Origin of the sequence: Micromonospora purpureochromogenes (genome assembly GCF_900091515.1) — a bacterium.
GTDB classification, from domain to species: Bacteria; Actinomycetota; Actinomycetes; order Mycobacteriales; family Micromonosporaceae; genus Micromonospora; species Micromonospora purpureochromogenes.
On the sequence record NZ_LT607410.1, the window covers coordinates 5,866,002 to 5,888,026 of the forward strand.

Below are 22,025 nucleotides of genomic sequence, written 5' to 3' on the forward strand. Positions count from 1 at the left end.
ACAGCGAATCAGGCCCGGTCCATCCGGACCGGGCCTGAAGGTGTTACTGCTGGTGCGCCGCCAGGGACTCGAACCCCGAACCCGCGGATTAAGAGCTTGGTCTTGGTCGAGTCATTGCGTCCAGCCCCGTCGCATGAGTCCACCCGTTCGCCGTCCAGCCCCATCCTCATCGGGACGACGTCCCGCACAGTCCGCTGCGTGCTGGCCCGTCCATCGCGAGCACCCACGGAGCACCCCGCGATAAGCCGCGCGAATGGCCGCTGCCCTCACCAACCACATCGGCAGCCGCAAACGACAAACGTCCAGCGACGTGCGTCAAACGAACCAGGGCAACGCGACCCGGGACCCATCGTTGGTGTCGTCCGCGAGTCAGACGGAGCAGCCAGCCGCCGGGAACAAGGGCCGCCACGAGCCCGCTGGTGTGCCACAGCAGCGGAACGCTGTTGTTAGGCACGGTGTCGAAGAAGACGACCAAGGCCGCTAGATCCCGATATCCCCGGCGGAACGCCTTGTTGATCTTCATTGGGCTGTCGCCGGCGGTGCAGAAGGCCGACAGCAGATGCCGGTGCTGCTCGTCGGTTATGATCTTGCTGCTCTCGGTGAAGCAGCGGTCGCGATCACCGAGCAACCGGTATGCGCCGATCTTCACTCGGTCCCGGAACTCCGAAAGATCGGCAACCACGTCCTGCAGCCCGGCCTGGAACGCCACGACGACGAGAATCCTCACCTTCGCGTCCGGGTATCGCCGGAGAAGCCGCTTCAGGGACGTGTGTTCCCCCTCCGTGCAGGCGCGCAATGACCTGCCCGAGCCGACCATGTCGTCGGTGACGACGAACCACTCCGGCGGGCGGCCGTCGAAGTTTGGCCACGCTTCCTCCGCATCCTGCAGGTTCAGCTCGGCTTCGGAGTGCCAGTTGGCCTGGTTCTTGAGGGCGTTCGCAATGCGCGGGCCGCTGGCGCCGAGCTGCTGCCAGCGGCAGAACGACACTCGGCCGAGTCGCGGTGCATGCGAGCAGCCTCGACCGCCTCTACCCCTCGGGAAATCGCATCCTGCTGGAATGTGCCGGCGACCTCGGGCTACGCGTCAACGACATGGCTCCGGGGTCGCCGGACTACCATGTGGTTGTGAGTTCATGTACGGCCCCGGTCCGGGGCCATCGGACCGCCAGCGCAGCCGCGGCGTGCCCTGCGTGCCGGCGCGGCGGCCGACGCTATGGGTACTCACCGCCCCGGCCCTACTACCCGCAGCCGGATAACACGCCGCGGAGCAGTAGCGGGGGCGGCGCGAGCAGTGGGGGCGGGTCCATGAGCGGCAGAACGCGGCCGCGTTGGTCGCCGAGGACCTCCTCCGTGACTTACACGCCCGCCGAGGTGCGGGCGCTGACTCCCGTTCGCCGCACCGTCGAGTTGCGCGCGCGTCAGGAGCCAGACCTTTGCGATGTCTTCCTCTGCCACGCTTGGGATGACCGGCGCGGTGCTGCTACGGAGTTGCACAACCTGCTGGTAGCAGAGGGCGTGTCGGTCTGGTTCAGCGAGAAGGACATTGTGCTCGGCCAACCGTTCATGCGGGAAATCGACAGAGGCCTGGCAAAGTCGCGTACGGGTCTCGTCCTGGTCACCCCTGCGCTACTGAAACGCGTCGACCGTCGGGGCGTCTCTGACAAGGAGCTCTCGGAGCTCCTTGCACGTGACCTGCTGATCCCTGTCGTGCACGAGACGACCTACGACGAGCTCCGGAAGGTTAGCCCCTTGCTTGCCTCCCGCAACGGGTTGAACTCGGCGGATGATTCGATGGCAGACATTGCCACCAAGATCGCCGAGCTGGTCGCCGTCGAGGACGACCTGACCGCGCCGCTCACATCGGCGAACTAGGCATCCGGCGGGGGACGTCACGTATACCAAGAGGACGGCGGGAAAGTTCGACCAGGGCGCAGCCACGGCCGTGACGACGTCGTAGCTCGCGGGCGATGCTGCTCTTGCCTGAGCCGGAGTTGCCCCGGATGCAGAAGAGGATCGTGTCCGGGCTGCCAGTGGGTTCAGCGAGCACGATGCCTCCTCGGCTTCAGTCGTTGCGCACGGTGAGGTTGAGGGCGGCGACGGTCAGCTGGGTGAGGTCAGGAAGTTGGTCCTCGCCGAGGGTGACGCCGCGCAGGTTGTCCAGCGGCGTCTTGAGGCCCTGGAGGCGGCTGCCCCGCAGGTCGGTGCCGTCGAGGTGGCAGGAGTCCAGTTCCAGACCGCTCAGGTCGCAGGATCGCAGCGCGATGCGCGGTAGTCGGCAGGAAGACCACGCGCCGTTGGTGAGAGTGCAGTCGGTGAACGCGATTGAGCCGGCGGCGGTGACGCGGTGGAAGGTGACGTAGTCGAAGCGGCAGCCGTCGAACAGGACGTCCTTGAGGCGGACGTCGGTGAGTCTGGTGCCGGTGAACCGGGAGCCGGTGATCGCGCACCGTTCGATGGTGATGCCGGTCAGGGTCGCTCCGGAGAAGTCGGTGCGGGTGAAGTCGCAGCCGTAGAGGCTGCCCGCCTCCCAGGTGCTCCCGCTCAGGTCCACGCCGGTGATCAGACTGCTGCGGATGCTGACATCCTCAAGGTGCAACCCGTGCCACGCTGCGCCGTTGACGAGGGCCTCGGTGAGGCCGTCGGCGAGTTCCGTGGTGGTGTCGAGGTCGTCCGGTTCGAGGTCCGGCAGCAGGATCTTCACGTCGCCGATCGTGGTGGTGCGCATGTGTCCTCAACCTGTGTGGGCGCGGGGTGGGCACGCCACCCCGCGCGTCCCGTGGTGGGGGCTACTTCTTCTTGTTCCAGTTGTCCCAGCCGGGTCGGCTGTCGAACTTACCCTTGTTATCCCAGGCGGGGCGGTTGTCGAACTTCGCCGCGTCGATCGACGCTACCGACCGCTGCGGGTCGACGCCGAGGCGGGCGAGTTGCTCGGGTGCGGCGTTGACAAGGGTCGCGAGAGCTTTGGTCATGGTGCTCCTCCTTGAGGGGTGAGGTGGTCGGTGGCGGCGCGGACGAGGGCCTGTCGGGTGGTCCGGCAGTAGGTCGTTTCTCGGGCGGTGAACGTCGCGTGCTCGAAGTAGCGGTTGCCGGCCTGGGCGCCGCGGCAGAAGTCGTAGAAGGCGCAGTGGTCGGCGCAGTCGTTGAGGGCCGTGACGAACTCGGCGACGTAGTCCAGGTCGCCGGCGCGGGCGAGCATGGCGGTGATCGGCTGATGGAGGACGTTGCCGGCGATGAAGTCGCCGTATCGCGGCTCTGTGATGCCGAGCAGCTCCGGTGACAGCAGCACCACCTGCCCATCCCAAGAGACGGTCGGGATCGGCTCGTACGGCGCGTGGTCGACGTGTCCGGCGCGGGTGGCGGCGAGATAGTCGGCCAGCCGGTCCACGTCGCGGATCCGCAGCGGGCTGCCGCCGACGCGACGTGCGATGAGGTGCTTCCAGAACCGGTAGGCGGCATCCTCCGACACCGGTGCCCGGTCGGCGCCCTCCTGCTCTTCGATGTTGAAGCCCACCGACTCGCAGCCGGGCAGGCCGATAAAGAAGTCGACGAGAGGTTCCGCGTGGTCGATGGTTTCCGGTGTGACCACACAGATCACCGAGTACCGAAGCCCGGCGTCGGCCAGGGTCTGCATGCCGCGCAGGGCTCGGGCATCTGTCGACGTGCCGGCCCGGTCGAGGCGGTTCCGATTCAACGCGCCCGGTCCGTCGATGCTGGCCCCGACCTCGAACCCGTAAGCGGTGAACAGCTCGCACCACTGTCGGTTGATCAGCGTCGCGTTCGTCTGGATCTCGTGACGCACCATCCCCGCACGCCGCAGCTCCTCGAACGGGGCCAGCAGATCCCGGAACAGCCCGATGGGTGTGGCGGTGGGTTCGCCCCCGTGCCACACGACGCTCACCGGATGACCGCTGTTCTGCTGGGCGATCGACTCCGCGCAGGCCTGCGCGACCGCGTCGCTCATCAGGCGGAGGGATCTCCGGTCGGGCAGGTAGCAGTAGGTGCAGTCGAGGTTGCAGAAGCTCGTCGGCTGCACGACCAGGGTGTGGAAGCTGCCGGCGACCGCCGGCTGGCCGGTGGCGTTGATGAGGCCGATGCCGTTCACGAGGAGGCCTCCTCGATGCTGACGGCCGTGGTGGTGCTGACGCGGTAGGCGTGGGTGTGGCGGGCGGGCCAGCCGAGGAACCGGTCGAACATGTCGGCGGCGCTGCCCGTGACGCTCGGGTTGAGCCGGTGAAGGTCGTCGATCGCATCGTGCAGGCAGCCAGTCAGGTAGAGGAACAGGCTCACCGGCACTTCTCGGTACTCAGCTATGAGCGCGAGCTTCGCCGCGCCGCAAGGCCACCGCTGCCCGCACCGGCGGCACAGCCACAGGGGGCGCATCGGCAGATGTTCCACCTCGGCTGGCGCGAGCCGGTTCGCCGCGATACGGCGCTGCGGCCCGGTCACCGGCGACCGCCCTCGCGGGCTTGCTGCTCGAACAGCCGACGCCACACAAAGGTGAGCAGCGGCGGGTCAGCGGGCCACACCTGCCCCTGTGAGGACGTCCACCTGGACTCGGGGCGCCGGGACTGGCTGGCCATGGCGTTACGCGAGACGTACATCGTCATGCCGCCACCCCCACCAGGGACGATGAGCGGCGGGCTCGCCGGAGGAAGGGCGAGCCCGCCGCCGCATCACGGCGGCGGGGAGCAGACCGCCGATCACCCACCCGCGCAGCCCTCATGGCGGTACGCAGGCGGGGAAAGCGCCGAGACAGTTCGCTCCCAGACGGGCCGAGCCAGCGGCCCAAGCCGTGGTGTGGTGCGCCGCTCATCGATCCCTCCATCTGCAGCTCCCTGTCTGTCATCCCCGACACCGGCATCGACACGCGCCGGTGATCTGGGGTGAACTGAACGTAGGGGCGGTCCGTACGGAGGACCGGGAAAATCCGTACCGGGTCCGGCGGCCTTCAGCGGGCAGGGTGATGGTGTGCGAGGGATGACGGACGACATGACGATCGGCCAGCGCGTCGCCTTCTACCGGCGTCGGCGAGGGCTTTCCCAGGAGGTGCTGGCCGGTCTGGTCGGCAAGACGCAGGAGTGGTTACGCAAGGTCGAGACGAACCGGGCCGACCTGGACCGGCTGTCGGTCATTCGCGCGATCGCCAAGGCCCTGGACGTGTCCCTCGGCGACCTGATCGGTGCACCGAGCCTGTTCCAGTGGTCGGACGACTCAGGGCGCGAGACGATCCCGGCCTTGCGGGCCGCGCTTCACGACTATCGTCACCTCGCGCCAGCGCTGGCCAGCACGGGGGACGTCGAGGCTCCCGCCCTGCGCGAGATCGAGAACGACGTCGCCGAGATCTGGACCGCCTACCAGCACTCGCGGTACGGCATCCTCGCCCGCCGGCTGCCCTACCTCATCCACGACTGCCTCACCGCCACCGAGGCGTACGACGGAGACGACGGCCAGCGCGCGCATGCGATGACCGCCTACGCCCATCAGCTCGCCGCATTGTTCCTTACCAAGCTGGGCGAAGGTGACCTCGCGTTGACCGCCGCCAGCCGAGGTCTGGCCGCCGCCAACGCCAGCCACGATCACGTCGTCATTGGCTCACTCAGCCGCTCCGCCGCGCACTCGCTGGCGTCCATCGGAGAGTACGGCCAAGCCCGCGGCCTCGCCGCCACGGCGGCGCAGTTCCTGGAGCCACGGCTCGTCAAGCCGACTCCGCAGCTGCTGTCGGTCTACGGGAGCCTGCACCTCGTCTGCGCGCTGGCCGCCGCTCGGGACGACGACCGCGCCTCGGCCGACACCCACATCGCCGAGGCCGATGCCGCCGCACAGCGGCTCGGTGCCGATGGCAACCACGTGTGGACCGCGTTCGGGCCGACTAACGTGTCGATCCACAAGACGACCGTGGCGATGGAACTCAGCGACGTGCAACGCGCCATCGCCATCGGCGCCCCACTCGACACCAGCACCGTGCCCGTCGAGCGGCAGGTTCGGCACGCCATCGAAACCGCCCGAGCCCTTGCCCGGTGGAACCGCATCGACGACGCGCTCGCCGCGCTTCTGGACGCCGAGGTCATCGGCCCCGACCAGGTGCGCTACCACCGGCTCTCCCGCGACCTCGTCCGGGACATCCTCACCCGCCCCCGGCCACCCCGACTGGCCGTCGAACTCAGCGACCGAATGGGCGTCCGGTCGGGAGGGCCGCGCTCGTAGCTGGGCTCAGATCAGCCGACTCGTGTAGCCAGCCGCCACCAGGCGACCGAAGGCCGCCCGTACCTCGTCCGACATCTCCTGCGGGATCGCGAACCCGCGCTCCGCGTACACCTCGATCCGCTGCGTGTCGCCCACCAGCATGTCCACCACCCGCCGCGGATCGCCGATGCTGCGCACGTAGTCGTCCAGTTCCAGAGGATTCGACGCGCACACCACATCGACCTCCGGCCACATCAGCCTGCACGTGGCGTAGGCCCGACGCTGCTGGTAGGGCCGCGACATGATCAGCACCGACTTCACCGGGATCCGGTGTTTGGCCAGGAGCTGACGCGAGTACTCCAGGTTTTGGGCGGTGTTCGTGGCACGCGGCTCCACGAGAATCGCTTCCGCAGGTACGCCCTGCTCGACGGCGTACTCGCGGTAGTGCACTGCTTCTCCACGCGGGAACCGCTCGACGGTCGTCGGGGCGTTCGCGCCGGTGAACACGATCCTTGGAAACAGGCCCTCGTGGAACAAGCGCGTTGCGATGACAGCCACGCCGAGGTCATGGCTGCCCAACCCGATCCCCACGTCGCACGGGCGCAACTCGTGGCGCATGTCGTGGTAGCGCCACAACGTCTCCACGTCAGCCCGGACCTCCTCCGGGAGCACGTGAGTCGGCAGCGCCGCCTGCTGGTCCATCAGCGCCCGCCAGGTAGGGCCATCACCGGAGTCTGCTTCACGCCCCGTTCCCTCATGGCGTCAGCGTAGGCCAGGCCCGGTCGGTCCGAATCAGCTCTAGCTTCTCCGCCCACCGAGGGATATTCAGACAGAGCCGACGCCATCAGCGCCATCGGCAGCCGCCTCGGGTAGGTCGATCAACCGATGACGCGTGGCGCCCATCCTCGGGTGCGCCACACCTGCTCGTGGGCCAATGCTGGTGCAGCAGGTCGACGGTGGTGACCGCGACCGGCGCCCGCAACGGCCAGCTCACCAGATCCGCCAGCAGGTTGACCTCCCGGGCCGCGTCGCGGGCGATGACCAGCACCGCACCGACCGGCACGACGGGGTCGGTGCGGCGGTAACCGGCCAGGACCGCGCCGAGGCCTGCGGTGGACTGCTCGCGCTCGGCGATGGCATCACCAACCGGACCGGGATCGACGTGCGCCAAGAACCGCACGCACCGGCCGTCCTCGAGCCACACTCCGTACCCGTCAGCACGTAGATGCGCCATGTCCCGCTCCCGCAACCACACCGACGTGTCCAACGTCGCCAACCACTGGAACAACCCACACCGGCCCGGATCCTGCCGAGACACCGCCAGCAACGGCAGGAACAACAGGTAATGCGCAGCACCCCACTGCCGCTGACCCAAGTGCAACGGCACCGGCCGCCCGGAGACTTCGAGGTCGCGGCCGAGCAGCTCGTGCCCTCCCCGGTGATCCGATACCACCACGCGTGCGCCCGGTCCTCCGCCGACCGCTCCCGGCCCACCAGCCCCGCAGCGTGCAGCCACGTCAGGTCCCGGTGCGCGGTCAACCGAGACACCCCCAGCACCACCGCGACGTCATCCGTCGTGGCCACACCGTGCAACGCCAGGAACGACAGGATTCGCCACCGCCGAGGCGTCACCTGCACACCGTCGGCCACCCATCGATGGTCCCCTACCCATCAACGGCCGGCCATCCCGATCGAAGCCGGTGGCCCCTCGATGGAGCTCCCACACCCTCAAAACGGGGTTGTGAGACTTTTCCATGATCACTGTTCATGGATTCATATGAAAAGCTGATGATGGAAGCCGCAGAACCGGCATTCCGCCTATAGGCACGACCGGGCCGTCTCCGACGCCAAAGGACCGATAACCACGGCCAGCCGGGAACCCCGCTGGGCCGGACCCCGCCGCGTCCCCACCGACGCCAACCCCTTCAAGCTTCTCCCGCGGGTCTCTCGAGAGATGCACCGCTTTGATCGTCCAAACAATCTAGGAGAAACCGCCGGTACTGCCGAGCGTCCTGCGTGCGCAGCAGACGTGAGACGTGCGAGGGATACCAGCGTTCACCGCCACCCGGGGTTGGCGCCCCTCTCTCATTCAATTGCTCAGCGATATCGACTTGGCGGACGCCCAGCAGGGACTTCTCGACCACCGTCCGAAGCACGTCGTCCTTACAGCGCCTGGGCCGTCCGAGCCGTATGCCGATGGAACGGGCCTCGGCGAGACCTTCTATGGTTCGCGCAGAGCGCAGGCCACTGCTGCCTACGTTATCGGCCTGATCGTCGAGCATGTCATCGAGGATTTCCAGCGCCCAGCCGAACTCGATGGCGTGACGTCTGAGCCCTCCTGTGACGAAGTTGGTTGGGCCGAGCCGGTCCCACCGCGTGACGAACAGTGCTTGAGCAGCGCCCATCTCCAATCGCCGCAAGGCTTCCGGTAGTCGCTTGGGGTGTTCGGCCGCCTCATCGCGGATGGTCCACACGAGTTCGTACGGCACAGGAAGCTGGCGGGCGACGACTGCCCGGCGGATCGCTGCAGCCTGCGCGCTCAAGACCGCAGCGGACTCCTCCGGCAAAGAGCGTACGTAAGCAAGGACCGGCACCGTTCGGCGCATCGGCCCACGGTACGCGCTCCTCCGCGTTGACGTCACGGTGCACCACCCGTACGTCGAAACAGGCTGACCAGCAACGCAAGTACTCGAAAGGCATCGTTGCGTCGCTGCCGCTGCGGGTGCAGCACGGCCACCGCGGCTGCCAAGGCGGCCAGTGCCAGGAAGACAGCCAAGGCGATAGCTAGCAGGAAGCCACCCGGCAGGTCCCCCAAGATCATATTGCCCTCCCTCTCGTCGTGAAAGAAGAGAGGGAGACCGACGTGGACGACCGAATACAGGTTCGCCGGGCGATGGTCCGTTCCCACTAAACGATCGCATCTTCCTTGTGCCCAATAGCAAACAGAACCGGCATAACTGGCCTATGGGGTCCTGCCGAGCCACGCTCCGACAGACGGCCGGCGGCTCGCCTGGCCGCATCGTCCCGGCCACGCTGGGCCGGTCCAACGGCTCCCGAGCACCCACCGAGCGACCACCCACCACCACCGGACACGAAAAAGGCCCCGGCCCGGTGTGAACCACCAGGTGAGGGCCTTGATCGTTGGTGCGCCGCCAGGGACTCGAACCCCGAACCCGCGGATTAAGAGTCCGCTGCTCTGCCAGTTGAGCTAGCGGCGCTCGTTGGCAACGGAGAGAACATTAGCAGGTCCCTGAGCCGGGTTCCAATCCGATACCCGGCTCCCCTGTTCGGCTGAGCTTAACGGGCAAAAGCCACAAGTCGCTCCGTCGACCGCTGGGCGGGACCAGGACGGCGGAGTCGATACGGCACCATGTCGCCAGGCACGCGAGAACTGAGGTGGGAATGGGCAGGTTCACGCGGGCCGGGGCGATGCTGGGTGCCCTGGCCCTGGTGGCGTCGTTGGCACTGACCGGGTGCGAAGACGACCAGAAGAAGGCCGCCGAGTTCGTCGGCGGCCGCACGGCTCCGGGTACGGGCGCGCCCGCGTCCCCGCAGGGGGCCGAGCCCTCCGCGCCGGCTGAGAGCCTGACGGTGAGCCCGGCCGACGGGGCGAAGAACAAGCCGGTGAGCACCGAGATCAGCGCGAAGCTGCCGGGCGGCGGCACGGTGTCCTCGGTCACCCTCGCCTCCGCCGACGGCAAGCAGGTCGCGGGCAAGATGCGGCTGGACGGTTCCTCATGGGTGCCGGCGGCCCCGCTGAAGTACGGCACCGAGTACACCGCCACGGTGACCGGCACCGGCGCCGGCGGCGAGACCCGGCAGGGCACCAGCACCTTCACCACCATGGCCAAGCCGAAGTCGATGATCAGCTCCGGCCTCTACCTCTTCGACGACAAGACGTACGGCGTGGGCATGCCGGTGGTCGTCGAGTTCCGCCCGGGCATCCCGAAGAAAGACCGGGCGACGGTGCAGAAGCGGATGTTCGTCAAGACCGACCCGCCGCAGCCGGGCGCCTGGCACTGGGTCTACAACGGCACCCAGGCCTACTACCGGGCCCCGGAGTACTGGAAGCCGGGCACCACCCTCGACGTCCGGATCGCGCTGGCCGGCATGCCGCTGAGCAACGGCCGCTACGGCAACGTCGACCGGACGGCGACCGCCAAGATCGGCCGGTCCTTCGTGATGAAGGTCGACAACAGCACCAAGAAGATGACCGTGTACCAGGACGGCGAGGTGGTCCGCACCCTGCCGGTCAGCCTGGGCAAGAAGAGCACTCCCTCCTCCAGCGGCACCCTGGTGGTGATGGAGAAGAAGGAGAAGACGGTCTTCGACACCATGGACGACCCCGACCCGGACAACCGGTACCGCACCGAGATCGACTTCGCCCAGCGGTTGACCTGGGGTGGCGAGTACATCCACGCGGCGCCCTGGTCCGAGGGGGTGCAGGGTCGGCAGAACGTCTCGCACGGCTGCGTCAACGTCTCGATGGCGATGGGCCGCTGGCTCTTCGAGCAGACGAAGATCGGCGACCCGATCACCATCAAGGGCACCGAGCGCCGCGTGGCCCCCGGCAACGGCTGGACGGCCTGGAGCCTGAGCTGGTCGGAGTTCGTCAAGGGCAGCGCCCTGCCCGTGCCGGACGGCGGCTCCGGTCCGCTGCTGTAACACCCACCCGGTCGGGTCGGCGGTCACGCCGGCCCGACCGGAGCGGGCCCGACCCGCGCCGGTCACTGGAGCGTGGGGCCGGGAGGAACCGAGCAGCCCTCGCGAAAGCCCCACATTTTACCGGTATTCGCACCCCCCATCGGCGTGTTTCTGTTCACGGCCGGCAACCGACCGGCGCTCTCTCGCGTCAGTGGGAGAGGATGGGGCATCGGGGACCACGACTGTGAGGGAAACATGCGAGCTACCCACCACCGGCTGAACCGGCACGCCGGGCGGCGCCGCGCACTCGCGGCGGGGCTCCTCGCCGCGACGCTGGCGCTCACCTCCGCCTGCACGGGCTCCGGCGACGACAAGCCGTCGAGCTGGCAGGGCGGCGGCGAGAGCGCCCCGAAGGCCGCGGCCACCATCACCGAGCCCAGGGCCGACGCGACCGATGTCCCGGCCTCCACCGGCATCACCTTCACCACGAAGGACGCCAAGGAGACCAGCGTCGAACTCACGGACGCCAGCGGCAAGGCCGTCGAGGGCGAGCTCGCCGCGGACGGCAAGAGCTGGCTCCCCGCGGGCGCCCTGGAGTACGGCGAGAAGTACACCGCCACCGTCACGGCGACCGGTGACGACGGCAAGCCGGCCACCGCGACCAGCGCCTTCACCGTGATGGCCAAGCCCGACAAGCAGGTACGGATCACCAGCTTCCTCGGCGACAACCAGGTGGTCGGGGTGGGCATGCCGCTGATCGTCCGGTTCGGCCGGGCCATCGGAGAGGACTACCGCGACGACGTCCAGCGTCGGATGACCGTCACCTCCACGCCGGCGCAGGAGGGGATCTGGCACTGGTCCAGCCCCACCGAGGTCCGCTACCGCCCGAAGGAGTTCTGGCAGTCGGGCACCACCGTGTCGTACCGGGTGCAGGCCGGCGGGTTGCCGATGGGCGACGGCTGGTACGGCCGCTCCGACCTGACCGTGGACGTCAAGATCGGCCCGTCGCTGGTGATGCAGGTGGACAACAAGACCAAGCGGATGACCGTCACCAGGGACGGCAAGGTCGTCAAGACGATCCTGGTCAGCCTCGGCAAGAAGACCACCCCCTCGTCCAGCGGGACCATGGTGGTGATCGAGAAGCTGCGCAAGACGGTCTTCGACACGCTGGAGGAGCTGGGCCCCGAGGACGGGTACCGGACGAAGATCGACTACGCCCAGCGGCTCACCTGGGGCGGCGAGTTCATCCACGCCGCGCCCTGGTCCGAGGGGAAGCAGGGCAGCGTCAACGTCTCGCACGGCTGCGTGAACGTCTCGATGGCCGACGGGAAGTGGCTGTTCGAGAACACCCGCATCGGCGACCCGATCACGGTCAAGGGCACCGAGCGGAAGCTCCAGAACGGCAACGGCTGGACCGACTGGAACATGAGCTGGGACGAGTACGTCAAGGGCAGCGCCGTGCCGTACGAGGAGCCGGAAGCCACCCCGAGCCCGGAGGCCACCCCCGGCGACGAGGCTCCCAGCGTGGACCCGACCCCCTGACCGGCCGGACACGACGAAGGCCCCCTCCGCGAGGAGGGGGCCTTCGTGTCTGGGGTGACTGATGGGAATTGAACCCACGACAACCGGGACCACAACCCGGTGCTCTGCCAACTGAGCTACAGCCACCATGCCTTCCGCGCCGGTCGCCCAGGCGGTGCGGACTAATAATAGCCACACCCCCGCCGCACTCGTCCAGCGGGTTGCGCACCCCCCGCCCGCGCGGACCCACGCCCCGGTCTACAGCTGGGCGGCAATCCCCTTGGCCGTCTCCACGTCCGGTCCGGGCAGGGGTACGAAGATCGTCCGCCGGTAGTACTCCAGCTCGCGGATGCTCTCCCGGATGTCGGCCAGCGCCCGGTGGGCGAGGCCCTTCTGCGGCTGGCCGAAGTACACCCGGGGGTACCAGCGCCGGGTCAGCTCCTTGATCGAGGACACGTCGATCATGCGGTAGTGCAGGTGGGCGTCGAGGCGGGGCATGTCCCGGGCGATGAAGCCCCGGTCGGTGGCGATCGAGTTGCCGCACAGCGGGGCGGTACGCGGGTCCTTGACGTGGCTGCTGACGTACTCCAGCACCATGTCCTCGGCCTCGGCCAGGGTGACGGTCGAGCGCCGCACCTCCTCGGTCAGCCCGGACTTGCCGTGCATCGTGCGCACGATCTCCGGCATTGCCGCGAGGGCCGCCTCGTCGGCGTGGATGACCACGTCGACCCCCTCACCCAGCACGTTGAGGTCGGGATCGGTGACGAGCGCGGCGACCTCGATCAGCGCGTCGCCGGCGAGATCCAGCCCGGTCATCTCACAGTCGATCCAGACGAGAAGGTCAGCCACCGGGACAGACTAGCCGCAGCCCAGGTGTCGCGCCTCGGCACCGGTGGCGGAGCGGACCGCTAGGGTTTCCCCGTGCCAGCAGAACCGGTCGCGCCACCCGCCGTCAGCTCCGACGACCAGGGGGGCCGGACGGTCCGTCGGGTCGTCACGGTGCTGGCGCTGGCCGCCGTGCTGCCGGCCCTCTACCTGCCCGGCACGGTCCACGACTTCTTCGACCTGAAGATCTACATGCGGGCGATGGATTGGTGGTCGTCCGGGCATCCGCTCTACGACTACGTGCAGCCGGACCGGGTCCAGGGCGAGCTGTACTTCACCTATCCGCCGTTCAGCGCGCTGCTGCTGCGGCCGTTCGCGCTGCTCCCGCTGGGCGTGACGATCGCCGTCTTCACCGTGCTGACCGCGATCGGCGTGATCGTGACCACCCGTTGGCTGGTCGCCCCGGTGATCGAACGGCACGGGCTGCCCCGGACGTTCGCGCTCACGGTGGCGGTGCTGCTGGTGTTCGCGGTGGAGAGCACCCGGGAGACGATCACCTTCGGGCAGATCAACATGCTGCTGGTGGTGCTGATCCTGGCCGACCTGCTCTTCGCCGTACCCCGGGGGGGTCGCTGGGCCGGGGTGGGCGTGGGGCTGGCGACCGCGCTCAAGCTCTTTCCGGGCATCTTCATCGCCTACCTGCTGGTGAGCCGGCGGTGGCGGGCGGCGGTGGTGGCCGGTGTCACCGCGGCGGCGGCGACCCTGCTCGCCGCGGCGTTCGCGCCCCGGGACTCCTGGCGCTTCTGGACGCACGAGCTGTGGGCCACCAACCGGGTCGGCCGCACCGACTACACCGGCAACCAGTCGTTGTTCGGACTGCTCAGCCGCATCGACGCACCGACCAGACCGAACCAGCTGCTCTGGCTGGCCCTGGTCGCGGTCGTCGCCGGCTACGGGTTGTGGCGGGCGGCCCGCGCCGCCCGGGCCGGCGACGAACTGACCGGGCTGACCCTCACCGGGCTGGTCGGCGGCCTGGTCAGCCCGATCACCTGGACCCACCACTTCTACTGGTTCATCCCGGCCGTGGTGGTGCTGGTGGACGCGGCGCTGCGCGCGGACCGGGACACCGTGGCGGGGGCCCGGCGCCGCCGTCGGCTGCTCGCGCTCGCGATCGGCACGGCGTTCGTGATCATCTACGGGGTGGTGTCCTTCTTCGACTGGGGCGTCGCCCCGGCGCGTACCGACACCCCGGCGGAGTTCCTGGTGCGCAACGCCTACGTGCTGCTGGCCCTGCTGTTGCTGGTGACGCTCCCGGTGCGCCGCCGGGCGGAGCCGACCCACGGATAAGTTGCGCCAAATGGACAGATCTTCCAGTGGCTTACTTTCGCCGCTAATCTGGCGACACCTACCGCAGACGTCTGTCGGGTAGCACCGATCCCCCGGTGAGGACGGCCCTCCGCGTCGGCAGCGCGGCGGGCCGTTCGCCGTGGCGGGTCAGTCCGCGCCGGCGGGCCGGGAGCTTCCGGGCACCGGTTCGGCCGTCTCCTCCGGACGCTCCGGCGGCCACGGTGGCAGGTCGGCGAGGGTCTCCGGACGCCGCGCCGGCACCGCGCCGATGGCGGCTCGGGACCGCTCGGGCGCCCCGACCGACACCAGCTGCCGCTCCGGCTCGGGTGCCGCGCCGAGGCCACTGAGCGAGCTGACGCCCAGCCGACCGGCGAGCACCGGGACCTGGTCCGGCTCGACCACGAAGACCACCTCGCGCGGGCGTACCGGGCGCAGCAGCACCAGCACTCCCAGCACGATCAGCAGGAGCCCGCCGGCCAGCGCACCCCAGGCCACCGGGCGGAACCAGTCCGACCGCAGCTCGGCCCGCAGGTCCAGGGCGAGGTCCGCGCCGCCGTCGGGGCGCATCACCACCAGGCTCAACCGGCGGCCGGTCAGCTCACCCGGGGTCCACTCGACCGCGCCGATCCCCTCGCGTACCCAGAAGGGCGCGTCGAGCGGGGCGGCCGGGACCGCGCCGGCGGGCCCGGCGGCCGGCGCGGCGCCGGCGTCGGTCAACCGGACCGGCAACGGCCCGCGGGCCAGCGCGATCCGGTCGACCGTGACGTGCGGGACCGGGGCGAGCCAGCGGCGGACCTCGTCGGCGGGCGCCAGGCCGACGAAGGCCGGCCCGTCGGCGGTACGCGCCGTCAGCCGCAGCCTCGCCTCGCCGACCCGGGTGAACGGCGCCTCCGCGCGCAGCAGCGCGTCCAGGTCCTCCACCACGACCGCCCGGCCCGCGGTGCGCACCGGCTCGAAGCGGGCGTTGAAGGTGCCGTCGGTGCTCGCGTGCCGGGCGACCAGGCTGAGGCCGCCCCCCGCCAGCAGGGCGGGAATCCCGACGACCAACAGCAGCATTCCGACGAGCGACCGCACGAACCGCATCCGTTCCGTCTCCTTTGGTGACCGGGTACCCGGCCGACCTTACCGACGAGACCGCCGTGATCTGCGCATATCGCTCGGGACGGACAGCCGTCGGCCCGCCGGAGCGACTCCGACGGGCCGACGGTCGCACCGGGTCACGCCTTCGGCGTCGCCTCCCGGCGGGTCCGGGCGAAGGCCAGTCCACCGAGGAGCAGACCGGCCAGCCCGGCCACCAGACCGGCGATGGCCAGCCCGGTCGCCGTCCCGTCGGAGTCCTCGTCGTCATCGTCGTCGGCCGCGGCCGGCCCGGCCGGCGACGCCCCCGGCGTGGCCGAGGCCGACGCCGAGGTCGGGGCCAGGGTGAGCACCGGCGCCGGGTTCTCCGGCTCCTCGGCGCCCGGCGTCGGCTCCTCGATCCACCGCGCGACGTTGCCGTCCGAGTACGTCTGCAACGTCTTGAAGACCATCCGGTCGACCTGCGGCAGCGGGCCCATCGAGACCGGGAACTCCTGGAACTGGCCGGGCTTCACCGCCGCGTCGCCGGTGGCCGTCCAGGTCAGCTTCGACACCGCCTCGGTGAGCTGGCTGCCGTGCACCTCGACCGGCGGGTCCACCTTCCGCTTCTCCACCGCCACCGTCCAGCCGGGCACCGGCATGGTGGAGACCGAGCCGACCGGCGCGTTCTCCGGCAGCACCACCTCGACCTTGGTGGTGGAGGCGCTGTCGCTCTCGTTCGGCACCCGGAACGCGAAGCGGCCGTAGGAACCCTGCGTCGCCTCCGTCGGGTTGACGGTGACGTGCGCCGAGGCGGGCCCGGCGAAGCCGAGCACCGCCGTGGTGACGGCGGCGAGTGCGAGAGCGGCGGCGGTTGCGGGACGCCGGAGACGGATCATCTGTGGGAGAGCCTTTCTGGTTACCTGATCGGCACGGTGGCGGTCACCGTGGCCTGGTCGATGTCGGACGTGCGGGCGGTGACGCGCAGCTGCCACTCGCCGGCGCTCGGGAAGCTGATCTCCCCGGTCACGTGGTTGTCGGTCAGCGGCAGCAGCGGGATGTCGATCGGCTCGATGCCCGCCGACGGCAGCGCGGCGGTCACCTTCCACTCGGCCACCGGCTGCGGCCGGTTGTCTCTGGTGTACGCGTACAGGTGCAGCGAGTTGTTGCCCCGCTCGGCCGGATCCAGCTCCACCTGCAGCGAGTAGATCGGGCTGGTCAGTGTGGTCGAGAAGTAGCCGGCGGGGGCGCCGGCCACGTCATCGGCGGCGACCCGGGCCGGGGTGGTCTGCACCAGGGTGGCCGACACGCCGAGCACCACCGCGGTGATCGCCAGCTCGACCCAGATGGCCCGCCGCACCGACACCGGGCGCTGCGCGGCGCTGCGCCGCCGCACCAGCCGCCGGGAGTACGCGGCCACCGCCACCACCAGCACGAACAGCGCCACCTTCGCCAGCAGCAGCCGGCCGTACGTGGTGTCGACCAGGGGCCGCACGCCGCCCACCTCGATCAGCCCCTGCACGATCCCGGCGAGCAGCAACGCCGCCACCGCCAGGGCCGCCCAGCGGGACCAGATCGGCAGGATCGCCGCCAGCTCCCGCTCGTCGGCGCGGCGCAGCAGGAAGACCGCCAGCATCACCAGCCCGCCCAGCCAGACCGCCATGCTGCCCAGGTGCACCGCGTCGACGGCCACCGACACGGCCGGCGCCGGGGAGGCCGCCGGGTGCCCGGCCAGCGGCCAGGTGAACAGCCCCGCCCCGCCCAGCACGGCCAGGATCAGCGCGTCGGTACGACCGACCGGGCCCCGGGTCAGCGGGCGCAGCAGGAACGCCGCCGCCGCGAGCAGACCCAGGCGGACCAGATGCGCGGTGCCGTACGTGCTGCCGACCATCTCGCTGAAGCCGGCCCCGGTGACGTCGGTCAGCCCACCCCCGGCGGTGTACGGCACCTGCAACCACAGCTCGGCCAGGGTGGCCAACGCGAGCAGCCCGACGCCCGCCCAGGCGAGCCGGGCCGGGCCGCGGCGGGACAGCCGGTGCGGCCAGAGGGCGGCGAGCACCAGCGCCGGACCCACCACCAGCAGCAGAGCCACGTAGCCCAGGTACTTCACCACCTTGACCGCGTTCTCCACCACCGGGTTCGCCCGGTTCTCCGCCCCCGAGTCGGTTGGGGGCGTCGAGGGAGCGCCGACCGAGTAGGTGAAGGCGCCGGACACCGGGTGGCTGTCGGCGGAGATCACCCGGTAGCTCACCAGGTAGGTGCCGCGCGGCCCGGACGGGTCCACCGGCACGGTCACCAGCGCACCCTCGAAGGTGGGCTCGCCCCGGTCGGCCCGGGAGCCGTCCGGGGCGATCACCCGGATCTTGCCGGTGACCTTGCGCACCGACTCGCTGAAGGTCAGCACCACCTCGGCCGGGGCGCTCGGCACCACGGCCGAGGCGACCGGGCTGCTGCTGGCCAGCACGGCGTGGGCGCTGGCCGGGGCGGCCGGGGCGAGCAGCAGCGCGACGAGGGTGACCAGCAGGCCGGCGGCGGTACCCAGCCGCGCGACCCAACGACGATCGACGACGTTCATGCCGGCCATGCTCGCCGACGCGACGCCCCCGCGCCGACCCGGCCCCGTACCGGCGCCGGACCGGTCCGACCCCGGCCGGGTGGCGGCGGGCGGCCCGGGGACGGTCGGCCTCACCCGCGCCCCGCCACGACCGCGCGCGACCAGGGCCGGTCGGCCTCGCCGCTGACCCGGCCGAGCGCCCAGAGCAGGCCGGCCTGCACCACGGCGGCCAGGTGGCCGACCTCGTGCACCAGGGCGGTGGTGGAGTTGGCGATGTCGACCACGCTGGTGCCGGCCAGGCAGAGCGCCAGCACCAGCGCCACCGGCAGGAACGCCCGGGCCCGCTCCGGTCGCCACGCGGCCAGCGCGAAACCCACCGCGAGGGCCACGTCGAACGAGGCCATCTCCCGGCTGGTGTGCGGATCGGCGGCCACCCCGAGCCCGGCCAGCAGGATCGGCAGCGCGATGGCGAGCTGGGCCACCGCGGCCACCGCCACCGCGACCCGCAGCACCTGACGACGGGCGGCCCGCACGGCCGCCGGCGAACGCGCGGCCAGCACCGGGTCGGCGGCGACCGCCGCCAGCACCCGGGCGGTCAGGTCCGGCACCTGCACGGAGCGGACCCGGGTGAGCCGGGTCACCTGCTCGGCCCTGGCCAGCCAGGACCGGCAGTCGGGGCAGGACGCGGTGTGCGCGTCCAGCGCCGCGGCCGGTGCCTGCGGGTCCTCGCCGTCCAGCCGCGCCGACAGCGCCACGCGTACGTCGTCGCACTTCATGAGGAGGTAGTCGGGTGGCAGGGCGGGAAAGTTCCCGACGTGGGCCGGGCCATAGAAAGGGCCGAACGGCCCTGCTCGCCCCGGATACGCCGCGTAACCTCGGGTGACGTGATCCCCGCCCCGCGCGACACCACCGCCGGCCGCCCCGACGCGGCACCCGGCGCTGCGCGCGACACGGCGACGCACTGGGCGTTGCGCGCCCGCGACGGTGATCCACTCGCCCAGGCCGCCTTCGTCCGGGCCACCCAGGCCGAGGTGTGGCGGTTCACCGCCGCGCTGCTCGACCCGGACACCGCCGACGACCTCACCCAGGAGACCTACCTGCGGGCGTTCCGGGCGCTGGCCGGCTTCGAGGGGCGGGCCAGCGCGCGTACCTGGCTGCTCGGCATCGCCCGGCGGGCCTGCGCGGACCACCTGCGCACCGTGGTCCGGCGGCGCCGGCTCGACGAGCGGCTCGCCGCCGACGCCCACACCGGTCGCCCGCACCCGGACCCGGCCGGGCACCTCGGCGCCGCCGACCTGGTCCGCCGGCTGCCGGCCGAGCGCCGCGAGGCGTTCGTGCTGACCCAGTTGCTCGGCCTCTCGTACGCCGAGGCGGCCGCCGTGGCCGGGGTGCCCGTCGGCACCATCCGCTCCCGGGTGGCCCGCGCCCGGCACGACCTGGTCGACGCGGTCGGCGACGCGCTGGCCGGCTGACCGGTGGAACCAATCGGCCGGACGCGACGACCAATGATCGTGACCGCACCCCGCAACCGGGCCACCCGCTGGCCCGCCGTCCGCCCCTGGGCCGGGCTGGCCGCCCGGCTCGGCCTGGCCACCGTCTGGCTCGTCGCCGGCGCCGCCAAGGTCGGTGACCTCGCCGCCTCCGGGCGCGCGGTGAACGCCTACCAGCTGCTGCCGTACGACGTGGCCACGGTGGTCGGCGCGGCGCTGCCCTTCGTGGAGCTGGCGCTCGGTGCGATCCTGCTGGTCGGCCTGGCCACCCGGCTCGCCGCCGGCGTCTCCGCCGCGCTGCTGGTGGTCTTCGTCGCCGGCATCGCCTCGGCCTGGAGCCGCGGCCTGGCCATCGACTGCGGCTGCTTCGGCAGCGGCGGTCAGCTCGCCGCCGGGCAGGCCCCGAGTTACCTCCCGGAGATCCTCCGGGACCTGGGATTCCTGGCGCTGGCCGGGTTCCTGCTGATCTGGCCCCGCACCCCCGTCTCGGTGGACGGCTGGCTGACGGGCGAACCCGCCGTGGAGGACGACGATGAGTAGTCGCAAGGGGCAGCGGGACGCCGCCCGGGTGGTCCGCGAGCAACTGGCCCGGGAGAGCCGGCGCAGGCGCACGCTCTGGGCGTCCGTCGCCGCGGTCGTCGTACTGGTGATCGCCGGCCTGATCGGCTGGAGTGTCTGGTCCAGCCAGCGCGCCGACGAGGTCACCGTGCCGCCCGGCGCCAACGACGCCGGCACCGGCATCGTGATCGGCGACGCCCCGGTCACCATCGACCTCTACGAGGACTACCTCTGCCCGGCCTGCAAGCAGTTCCAGCAGGTCAGCGGCGCCACCATCGACCAGCTCGTCAAGGACGGCAAGGCCCGGGTGGTCTTCCACCCGGTGGCCTACCTGAACCGCTTCTCCACCACGGAATACTCCACCCGCTCGTCGGCCGCCTCCGGCTGCGCGGCGAAGGGCGGCAAGTTCAAGGAGTTCACCGACACGCTCTTCGCGCGGCAGCCGGCGGAGGGCAGCGCCGGGCTCAGCAACGACGAGCTGATCGACATCGGCGCGGGCGTCGGCCTGAACCGGGACGAGTTCGGCTCCTGCGTGAAGGACGGGACCTTCAAGTCGTGGACCGAGAAGGTGACCGACGACGCCAGCAGGTCCGGCGTCACCGGCACGCCGACCATCAAGGTCAACGGCAGGCAGGTCGCCGACCGCACCCCGGCCGGGGTCACCGCGGCCGTGGAGGCGGCCGGCAAGTGATCCTCGCCCTGCTCCGGCGGGCCGGCCTGGTCGCCACGGCCGCGCTGCTCGCCCTGCTCGCCCTCGCCACGCCGGCCGCCGCGCACGGCGCCGACGCCCCCGACGGCACCGACTACCGCACCGAGGCGACCGGCCTCACCCCGGCCCGGCCCGGGCTGACGGTACGGGCCGTCGAGGCGGGCGCCCGGCTGGAGCTGGTCAACCGCACCGGCCGGGACGTCGAGGTGATCGGCTACTCGGGTGAGCCGTACCTGCGGGTGGGGCCGGCAGGCGCGTACGAGAACAGCCGCTCCCCGGCGACGTACCTGAACCGGACGCTGGCCGGCGACACCACGCTGCCGCCCGAGGCGGACCCGGCCGCGCCGCCGCAGTGGCGGCGGATCGCCGACGAGCCCCGGGTGCGCTGGCACGACCAGCGGACCCAGTGGCGGGAGTCCGGGCCGCCGGCCCAGGCCGTCGCCGACCCGACCCGGACGCACCGGGTACGCGACTGGGCCGTGCCGGTCCGCGACGGCGCGGAGCAGGTGGAGATCCGGGGCACCCTGGACTGGGTGCCGCCGCCGGACCCGTACCCCTGGTGGGTGGCCGCCACGCTCGGCTTCCTGGCCGTCGCGGGGGCAGGGCTGGTGCCGGCCGGCTCGGTCGCCGGGGACCGCGCGCTGCGCGCGGTCGGGGCGCTGCTGGCGCTCGGTGGCGCGGCGGCGGTGGTCCTGGTGGTCGGGCGGGAGCTGGACGCCGGCGCGGAGGGCGTCGGCGGGGTGCTGAGCGGGCTGCTCAGCGGACAGATCTGGCCACTGCTCACCGGGCTCGGGGCGCTCGCCGCGGGCGGCTACGCGCTGGCCCGCCGGCCGGCCGCGGCCGACTTCGCGCTGGCGCTCTCCGGCGCCTGCCTGGCGCTCTTCGCCGGCGTCACCAACCTCGGCGTCCTGTCCCGCGCGGTCGCCCCCGTCCCCTGGCCGGGCCAGTACGCCCGGCTGCTGCTCCTGGCGGTCCTGATCGGCGGGGCCGGCGCGGTCGGCGCGGGGATCCTCCGCCTGCACGCCGCCTCCCGCACCGCCCCGGCGGCGACGACCCACACCGAAGTCCCCGCCTGAACCGCCCGCGTCCTACCGGTCCCTGCCCTCGCCCGGCCTGGTTCGGTCCGCCGGTCCGAATC

24 protein-coding genes, 2 tRNA genes and 2 pseudogenes are annotated in these 22,025 nt (G+C 71.1%); 9 read left to right on the top strand and 19 right to left on the bottom strand.

What is annotated here, in order from left to right; all coding sequences use genetic code 11:
* Nucleotides 1-166: 166 nt before the first annotated feature.
* The gene (locus GA0074696_RS26740) at nt 167-1,060 is read right to left on the bottom strand and encodes a phosphoribosyltransferase-like protein (RefSeq protein WP_456238176.1); all 894 of its coding nucleotides are present in this window, start codon (nt 1,058-1,060) and stop codon (nt 167-169) included.
* Nucleotides 1,061-1,350: 290 nt separating this feature from the next.
* Between GA0074696_RS26740 and GA0074696_RS26745 the strand changes: the two genes are divergently transcribed.
* Nucleotides 1,351-1,872, top strand: a complete 522-nt coding sequence (locus tag GA0074696_RS26745; protein WP_231925160.1) for a toll/interleukin-1 receptor domain-containing protein — start codon at nt 1,351-1,353, stop codon at nt 1,870-1,872.
* A gap of 10 nt (nt 1,873-1,882) precedes the next feature.
* Here GA0074696_RS26745 and GA0074696_RS26750 read toward each other — a convergent pair.
* From GA0074696_RS26750 to amcA (GA0074696_RS31255), 6 genes and pseudogenes are all read right to left on the bottom strand, one after another.
* A pseudogene (locus GA0074696_RS26750) lies at nt 1,883-2,047 on the bottom strand (kinase); the annotation flags it as partial.
* A 15-nt stretch (nt 2,048-2,062) separates the two neighbouring features.
* Nucleotides 2,063-2,725: a pentapeptide repeat-containing protein gene (locus GA0074696_RS26755; RefSeq protein ID WP_088963641.1), complete on the bottom strand. Its 663-nt coding sequence runs from the start codon at nt 2,723-2,725 to the stop codon at nt 2,063-2,065.
* Nucleotides 2,726-2,786: 61 nt separating this feature from the next.
* Entirely contained in the window at nt 2,787-2,969 is a 183-nt protein-coding gene (gene amcA, locus GA0074696_RS26760) for a multiple cyclophane-containing RiPP AmcA (RefSeq protein ID WP_088963642.1), read from the bottom strand.
* A complete protein-coding gene (amcB, locus tag GA0074696_RS26765; protein WP_088963643.1) occupies nt 2,966-4,102 on the bottom strand; it encodes a cyclophane-forming radical SAM peptide maturase AmcB in 1,137 nt (378 codons plus the stop codon). The genes amcA (GA0074696_RS26760) and amcB overlap by 4 nt, the downstream gene beginning before the upstream one ends.
* Nucleotides 4,099-4,446, bottom strand: coding sequence for a hypothetical protein (locus tag GA0074696_RS26770; protein ID WP_088963644.1), 348 nt, complete (start codon nt 4,444-4,446; stop codon nt 4,099-4,101). Before GA0074696_RS26770 ends, amcB begins: the two co-directional genes overlap by 4 nt.
* Nucleotides 4,443-4,607 (bottom strand): multiple cyclophane-containing RiPP AmcA, encoded by a 165-nt coding sequence (gene amcA / locus GA0074696_RS31255; RefSeq protein ID WP_172894459.1) that lies wholly within the window; start codon nt 4,605-4,607, stop codon nt 4,443-4,445. Before amcA (GA0074696_RS31255) ends, GA0074696_RS26770 begins: the two co-directional genes overlap by 4 nt.
* Before the next feature lie 370 nt (nt 4,608-4,977).
* On the opposite strand from amcA (GA0074696_RS31255), the gene GA0074696_RS26775 reads away from it, so the two are divergent.
* Nucleotides 4,978-6,204: a helix-turn-helix domain-containing protein gene (locus GA0074696_RS26775; RefSeq protein ID WP_172894461.1), complete on the top strand. Its 1,227-nt coding sequence runs from the start codon at nt 4,978-4,980 to the stop codon at nt 6,202-6,204.
* Nucleotides 6,205-6,210: 6 nt separating this feature from the next.
* On the opposite strand, the gene GA0074696_RS26780 is transcribed toward GA0074696_RS26775, so the two are convergent.
* From GA0074696_RS26780 to GA0074696_RS26795, 6 genes and pseudogenes are all read right to left on the bottom strand, one after another.
* A complete protein-coding gene (locus tag GA0074696_RS26780) occupies nt 6,211-6,885 on the bottom strand; it encodes a YdcF family protein (protein WP_088963645.1) in 675 nt (224 codons plus the stop codon).
* 142 nt (nt 6,886-7,027) lie between these two features.
* The gene (locus GA0074696_RS30990; RefSeq protein WP_231925161.1) at nt 7,028-7,639 is read right to left on the bottom strand and encodes a hypothetical protein; all 612 of its coding nucleotides are present in this window, start codon (nt 7,637-7,639) and stop codon (nt 7,028-7,030) included.
* A gap of 68 nt (nt 7,640-7,707) precedes the next feature.
* Nucleotides 7,708-7,833, bottom strand: a pseudogene (locus GA0074696_RS32460) (MarR family transcriptional regulator); the annotation flags it as partial.
* Nucleotides 7,834-8,108: 275 nt separating this feature from the next.
* Nucleotides 8,109-8,789, bottom strand: coding sequence for a recombinase family protein (locus tag GA0074696_RS31000; protein WP_157746120.1), 681 nt, complete (start codon nt 8,787-8,789; stop codon nt 8,109-8,111).
* A 32-nt stretch (nt 8,790-8,821) separates the two neighbouring features.
* Complete coding sequence (locus GA0074696_RS31005; protein WP_157746121.1) at nt 8,822-9,091, bottom strand: hypothetical protein; 270 nt, start codon at nt 9,089-9,091, stop codon at nt 8,822-8,824.
* A gap of 234 nt (nt 9,092-9,325) precedes the next feature.
* Nucleotides 9,326-9,401 (bottom strand) — tRNA-Lys (locus GA0074696_RS26795).
* 184 nt (nt 9,402-9,585) lie between these two features.
* On the opposite strand from GA0074696_RS26795, the gene GA0074696_RS26800 reads away from it, so the two are divergent.
* Together GA0074696_RS26800 and GA0074696_RS26805 are read left to right on the top strand one after the other, a co-directional pair.
* Nucleotides 9,586-10,848, top strand: coding sequence for a L,D-transpeptidase (locus GA0074696_RS26800; protein ID WP_088963647.1), 1,263 nt, complete (start codon nt 9,586-9,588; stop codon nt 10,846-10,848).
* Nucleotides 10,849-11,082: 234 nt separating this feature from the next.
* Entirely contained in the window at nt 11,083-12,369 is a 1,287-nt protein-coding gene (locus GA0074696_RS26805) for a L,D-transpeptidase (protein WP_088963648.1), read from the top strand.
* A gap of 50 nt (nt 12,370-12,419) precedes the next feature.
* Here GA0074696_RS26805 and GA0074696_RS26810 read toward each other — a convergent pair.
* Together GA0074696_RS26810 and orn are read right to left on the bottom strand one after the other, a co-directional pair.
* Nucleotides 12,420-12,495, bottom strand: a tRNA-His gene (locus GA0074696_RS26810).
* A 111-nt stretch (nt 12,496-12,606) separates the two neighbouring features.
* Nucleotides 12,607-13,197: an oligoribonuclease gene (gene orn / locus GA0074696_RS26815; RefSeq protein WP_088963649.1), complete on the bottom strand. Its 591-nt coding sequence runs from the start codon at nt 13,195-13,197 to the stop codon at nt 12,607-12,609.
* A 72-nt stretch (nt 13,198-13,269) separates the two neighbouring features.
* On the opposite strand from orn, the gene GA0074696_RS26820 reads away from it, so the two are divergent.
* Nucleotides 13,270-14,520, top strand: coding sequence for a glycosyltransferase family 87 protein (locus GA0074696_RS26820; protein WP_088963650.1), 1,251 nt, complete (start codon nt 13,270-13,272; stop codon nt 14,518-14,520).
* 147 nt (nt 14,521-14,667) lie between these two features.
* Here the strand turns inward: GA0074696_RS26820 and GA0074696_RS32695 are convergent, their stop codons facing one another.
* From GA0074696_RS32695 to GA0074696_RS26840, 4 genes are all read right to left on the bottom strand, one after another.
* Nucleotides 14,668-15,603: a hypothetical protein gene (locus tag GA0074696_RS32695; protein ID WP_088963651.1), complete on the bottom strand. Its 936-nt coding sequence runs from the start codon at nt 15,601-15,603 to the stop codon at nt 14,668-14,670.
* Nucleotides 15,604-15,737: 134 nt separating this feature from the next.
* The gene (locus tag GA0074696_RS26830) at nt 15,738-16,475 is read right to left on the bottom strand and encodes a YcnI family copper-binding membrane protein (protein ID WP_088963652.1); all 738 of its coding nucleotides are present in this window, start codon (nt 16,473-16,475) and stop codon (nt 15,738-15,740) included.
* 20 nt (nt 16,476-16,495) lie between these two features.
* Nucleotides 16,496-18,160 (bottom strand): copper resistance CopC/CopD family protein, encoded by a 1,665-nt coding sequence (locus GA0074696_RS26835; protein WP_088963653.1) that lies wholly within the window; start codon nt 18,158-18,160, stop codon nt 16,496-16,498.
* Nucleotides 18,161-18,261: 101 nt separating this feature from the next.
* Nucleotides 18,262-18,906, bottom strand: a complete 645-nt coding sequence (locus GA0074696_RS26840) for a zf-HC2 domain-containing protein (RefSeq protein ID WP_088963654.1) — start codon at nt 18,904-18,906, stop codon at nt 18,262-18,264.
* A 108-nt stretch (nt 18,907-19,014) separates the two neighbouring features.
* Here GA0074696_RS26840 and GA0074696_RS26845 point away from each other — a divergent pair, with 108 nt between their 5' ends.
* The 4 genes from GA0074696_RS26845 to GA0074696_RS26860 are packed head-to-tail and all read left to right on the top strand — an operon-like array spanning nt 19,015 to nt 21,963.
* Entirely contained in the window at nt 19,015-19,602 is a 588-nt protein-coding gene (locus tag GA0074696_RS26845; protein WP_088963655.1) for a sigma-70 family RNA polymerase sigma factor, read from the top strand.
* 33 nt (nt 19,603-19,635) lie between these two features.
* On the top strand, nt 19,636-20,160 hold the full coding sequence (locus GA0074696_RS26850; RefSeq protein WP_088963656.1) for a MauE/DoxX family redox-associated membrane protein: 525 nt from the start codon (nt 19,636-19,638) through the stop codon (nt 20,158-20,160).
* Nucleotides 20,153-20,869 (top strand): DsbA family protein, encoded by a 717-nt coding sequence (locus GA0074696_RS26855; protein WP_088963657.1) that lies wholly within the window; start codon nt 20,153-20,155, stop codon nt 20,867-20,869. The genes GA0074696_RS26850 and GA0074696_RS26855 overlap by 8 nt, the downstream gene beginning before the upstream one ends.
* Nucleotides 20,866-21,963, top strand: coding sequence for a hypothetical protein (locus GA0074696_RS26860; protein WP_231925162.1), 1,098 nt, complete (start codon nt 20,866-20,868; stop codon nt 21,961-21,963). The genes GA0074696_RS26855 and GA0074696_RS26860 overlap by 4 nt, the downstream gene beginning before the upstream one ends.
* Nucleotides 21,964-22,025: the final 62 nt, after the last annotated feature.

Excerpts from the sequence above, each read along its gene's own strand:
- amcA (WP_088963642.1), bottom strand. The coding sequence starts at position 2,969 with ATGACCAAAGCTCTCGCGACCCTTGTCAACGCCGCACCCGAGCAACTC.
- GA0074696_RS26775 (WP_172894461.1), top strand. The coding sequence starts at position 4,978 with ATGACGGACGACATGACGATCGGCCAGCGCGTCGCCTTCTACCGGCGT.
- GA0074696_RS32695 (WP_088963651.1), bottom strand. The coding sequence starts at position 15,603 with ATGCGGTTCGTGCGGTCGCTCGTCGGAATGCTGCTGTTGGTCGTCGGG.
- GA0074696_RS26755 (WP_088963641.1), bottom strand. The coding sequence starts at position 2,725 with ATGCGCACCACCACGATCGGCGACGTGAAGATCCTGCTGCCGGACCTC.
- GA0074696_RS26850 (WP_088963656.1), top strand. The coding sequence starts at position 19,636 with ATGATCGTGACCGCACCCCGCAACCGGGCCACCCGCTGGCCCGCCGTC.
- GA0074696_RS26780 (WP_088963645.1), bottom strand. The coding sequence starts at position 6,885 with ATGGACCAGCAGGCGGCGCTGCCGACTCACGTGCTCCCGGAGGAGGTC.
- GA0074696_RS26835 (WP_088963653.1), bottom strand. The coding sequence starts at position 18,160 with ATGGCCGGCATGAACGTCGTCGATCGTCGTTGGGTCGCGCGGCTGGGT.
- GA0074696_RS26855 (WP_088963657.1), top strand. The coding sequence starts at position 20,153 with ATGAGTAGTCGCAAGGGGCAGCGGGACGCCGCCCGGGTGGTCCGCGAG.
- amcA (WP_172894459.1), bottom strand. The coding sequence starts at position 4,607 with ATGACGATGTACGTCTCGCGTAACGCCATGGCCAGCCAGTCCCGGCGC.
- GA0074696_RS26840 (WP_088963654.1), bottom strand. The coding sequence starts at position 18,906 with ATGAAGTGCGACGACGTACGCGTGGCGCTGTCGGCGCGGCTGGACGGC.
- GA0074696_RS26830 (WP_088963652.1), bottom strand. The coding sequence starts at position 16,475 with ATGATCCGTCTCCGGCGTCCCGCAACCGCCGCCGCTCTCGCACTCGCC.
- GA0074696_RS26805 (WP_088963648.1), top strand. The coding sequence starts at position 11,083 with ATGCGAGCTACCCACCACCGGCTGAACCGGCACGCCGGGCGGCGCCGC.
- GA0074696_RS26800 (WP_088963647.1), top strand. The coding sequence starts at position 9,586 with ATGGGCAGGTTCACGCGGGCCGGGGCGATGCTGGGTGCCCTGGCCCTG.
- GA0074696_RS31000 (WP_157746120.1), bottom strand. The coding sequence starts at position 8,789 with ATGCGCCGAACGGTGCCGGTCCTTGCTTACGTACGCTCTTTGCCGGAG.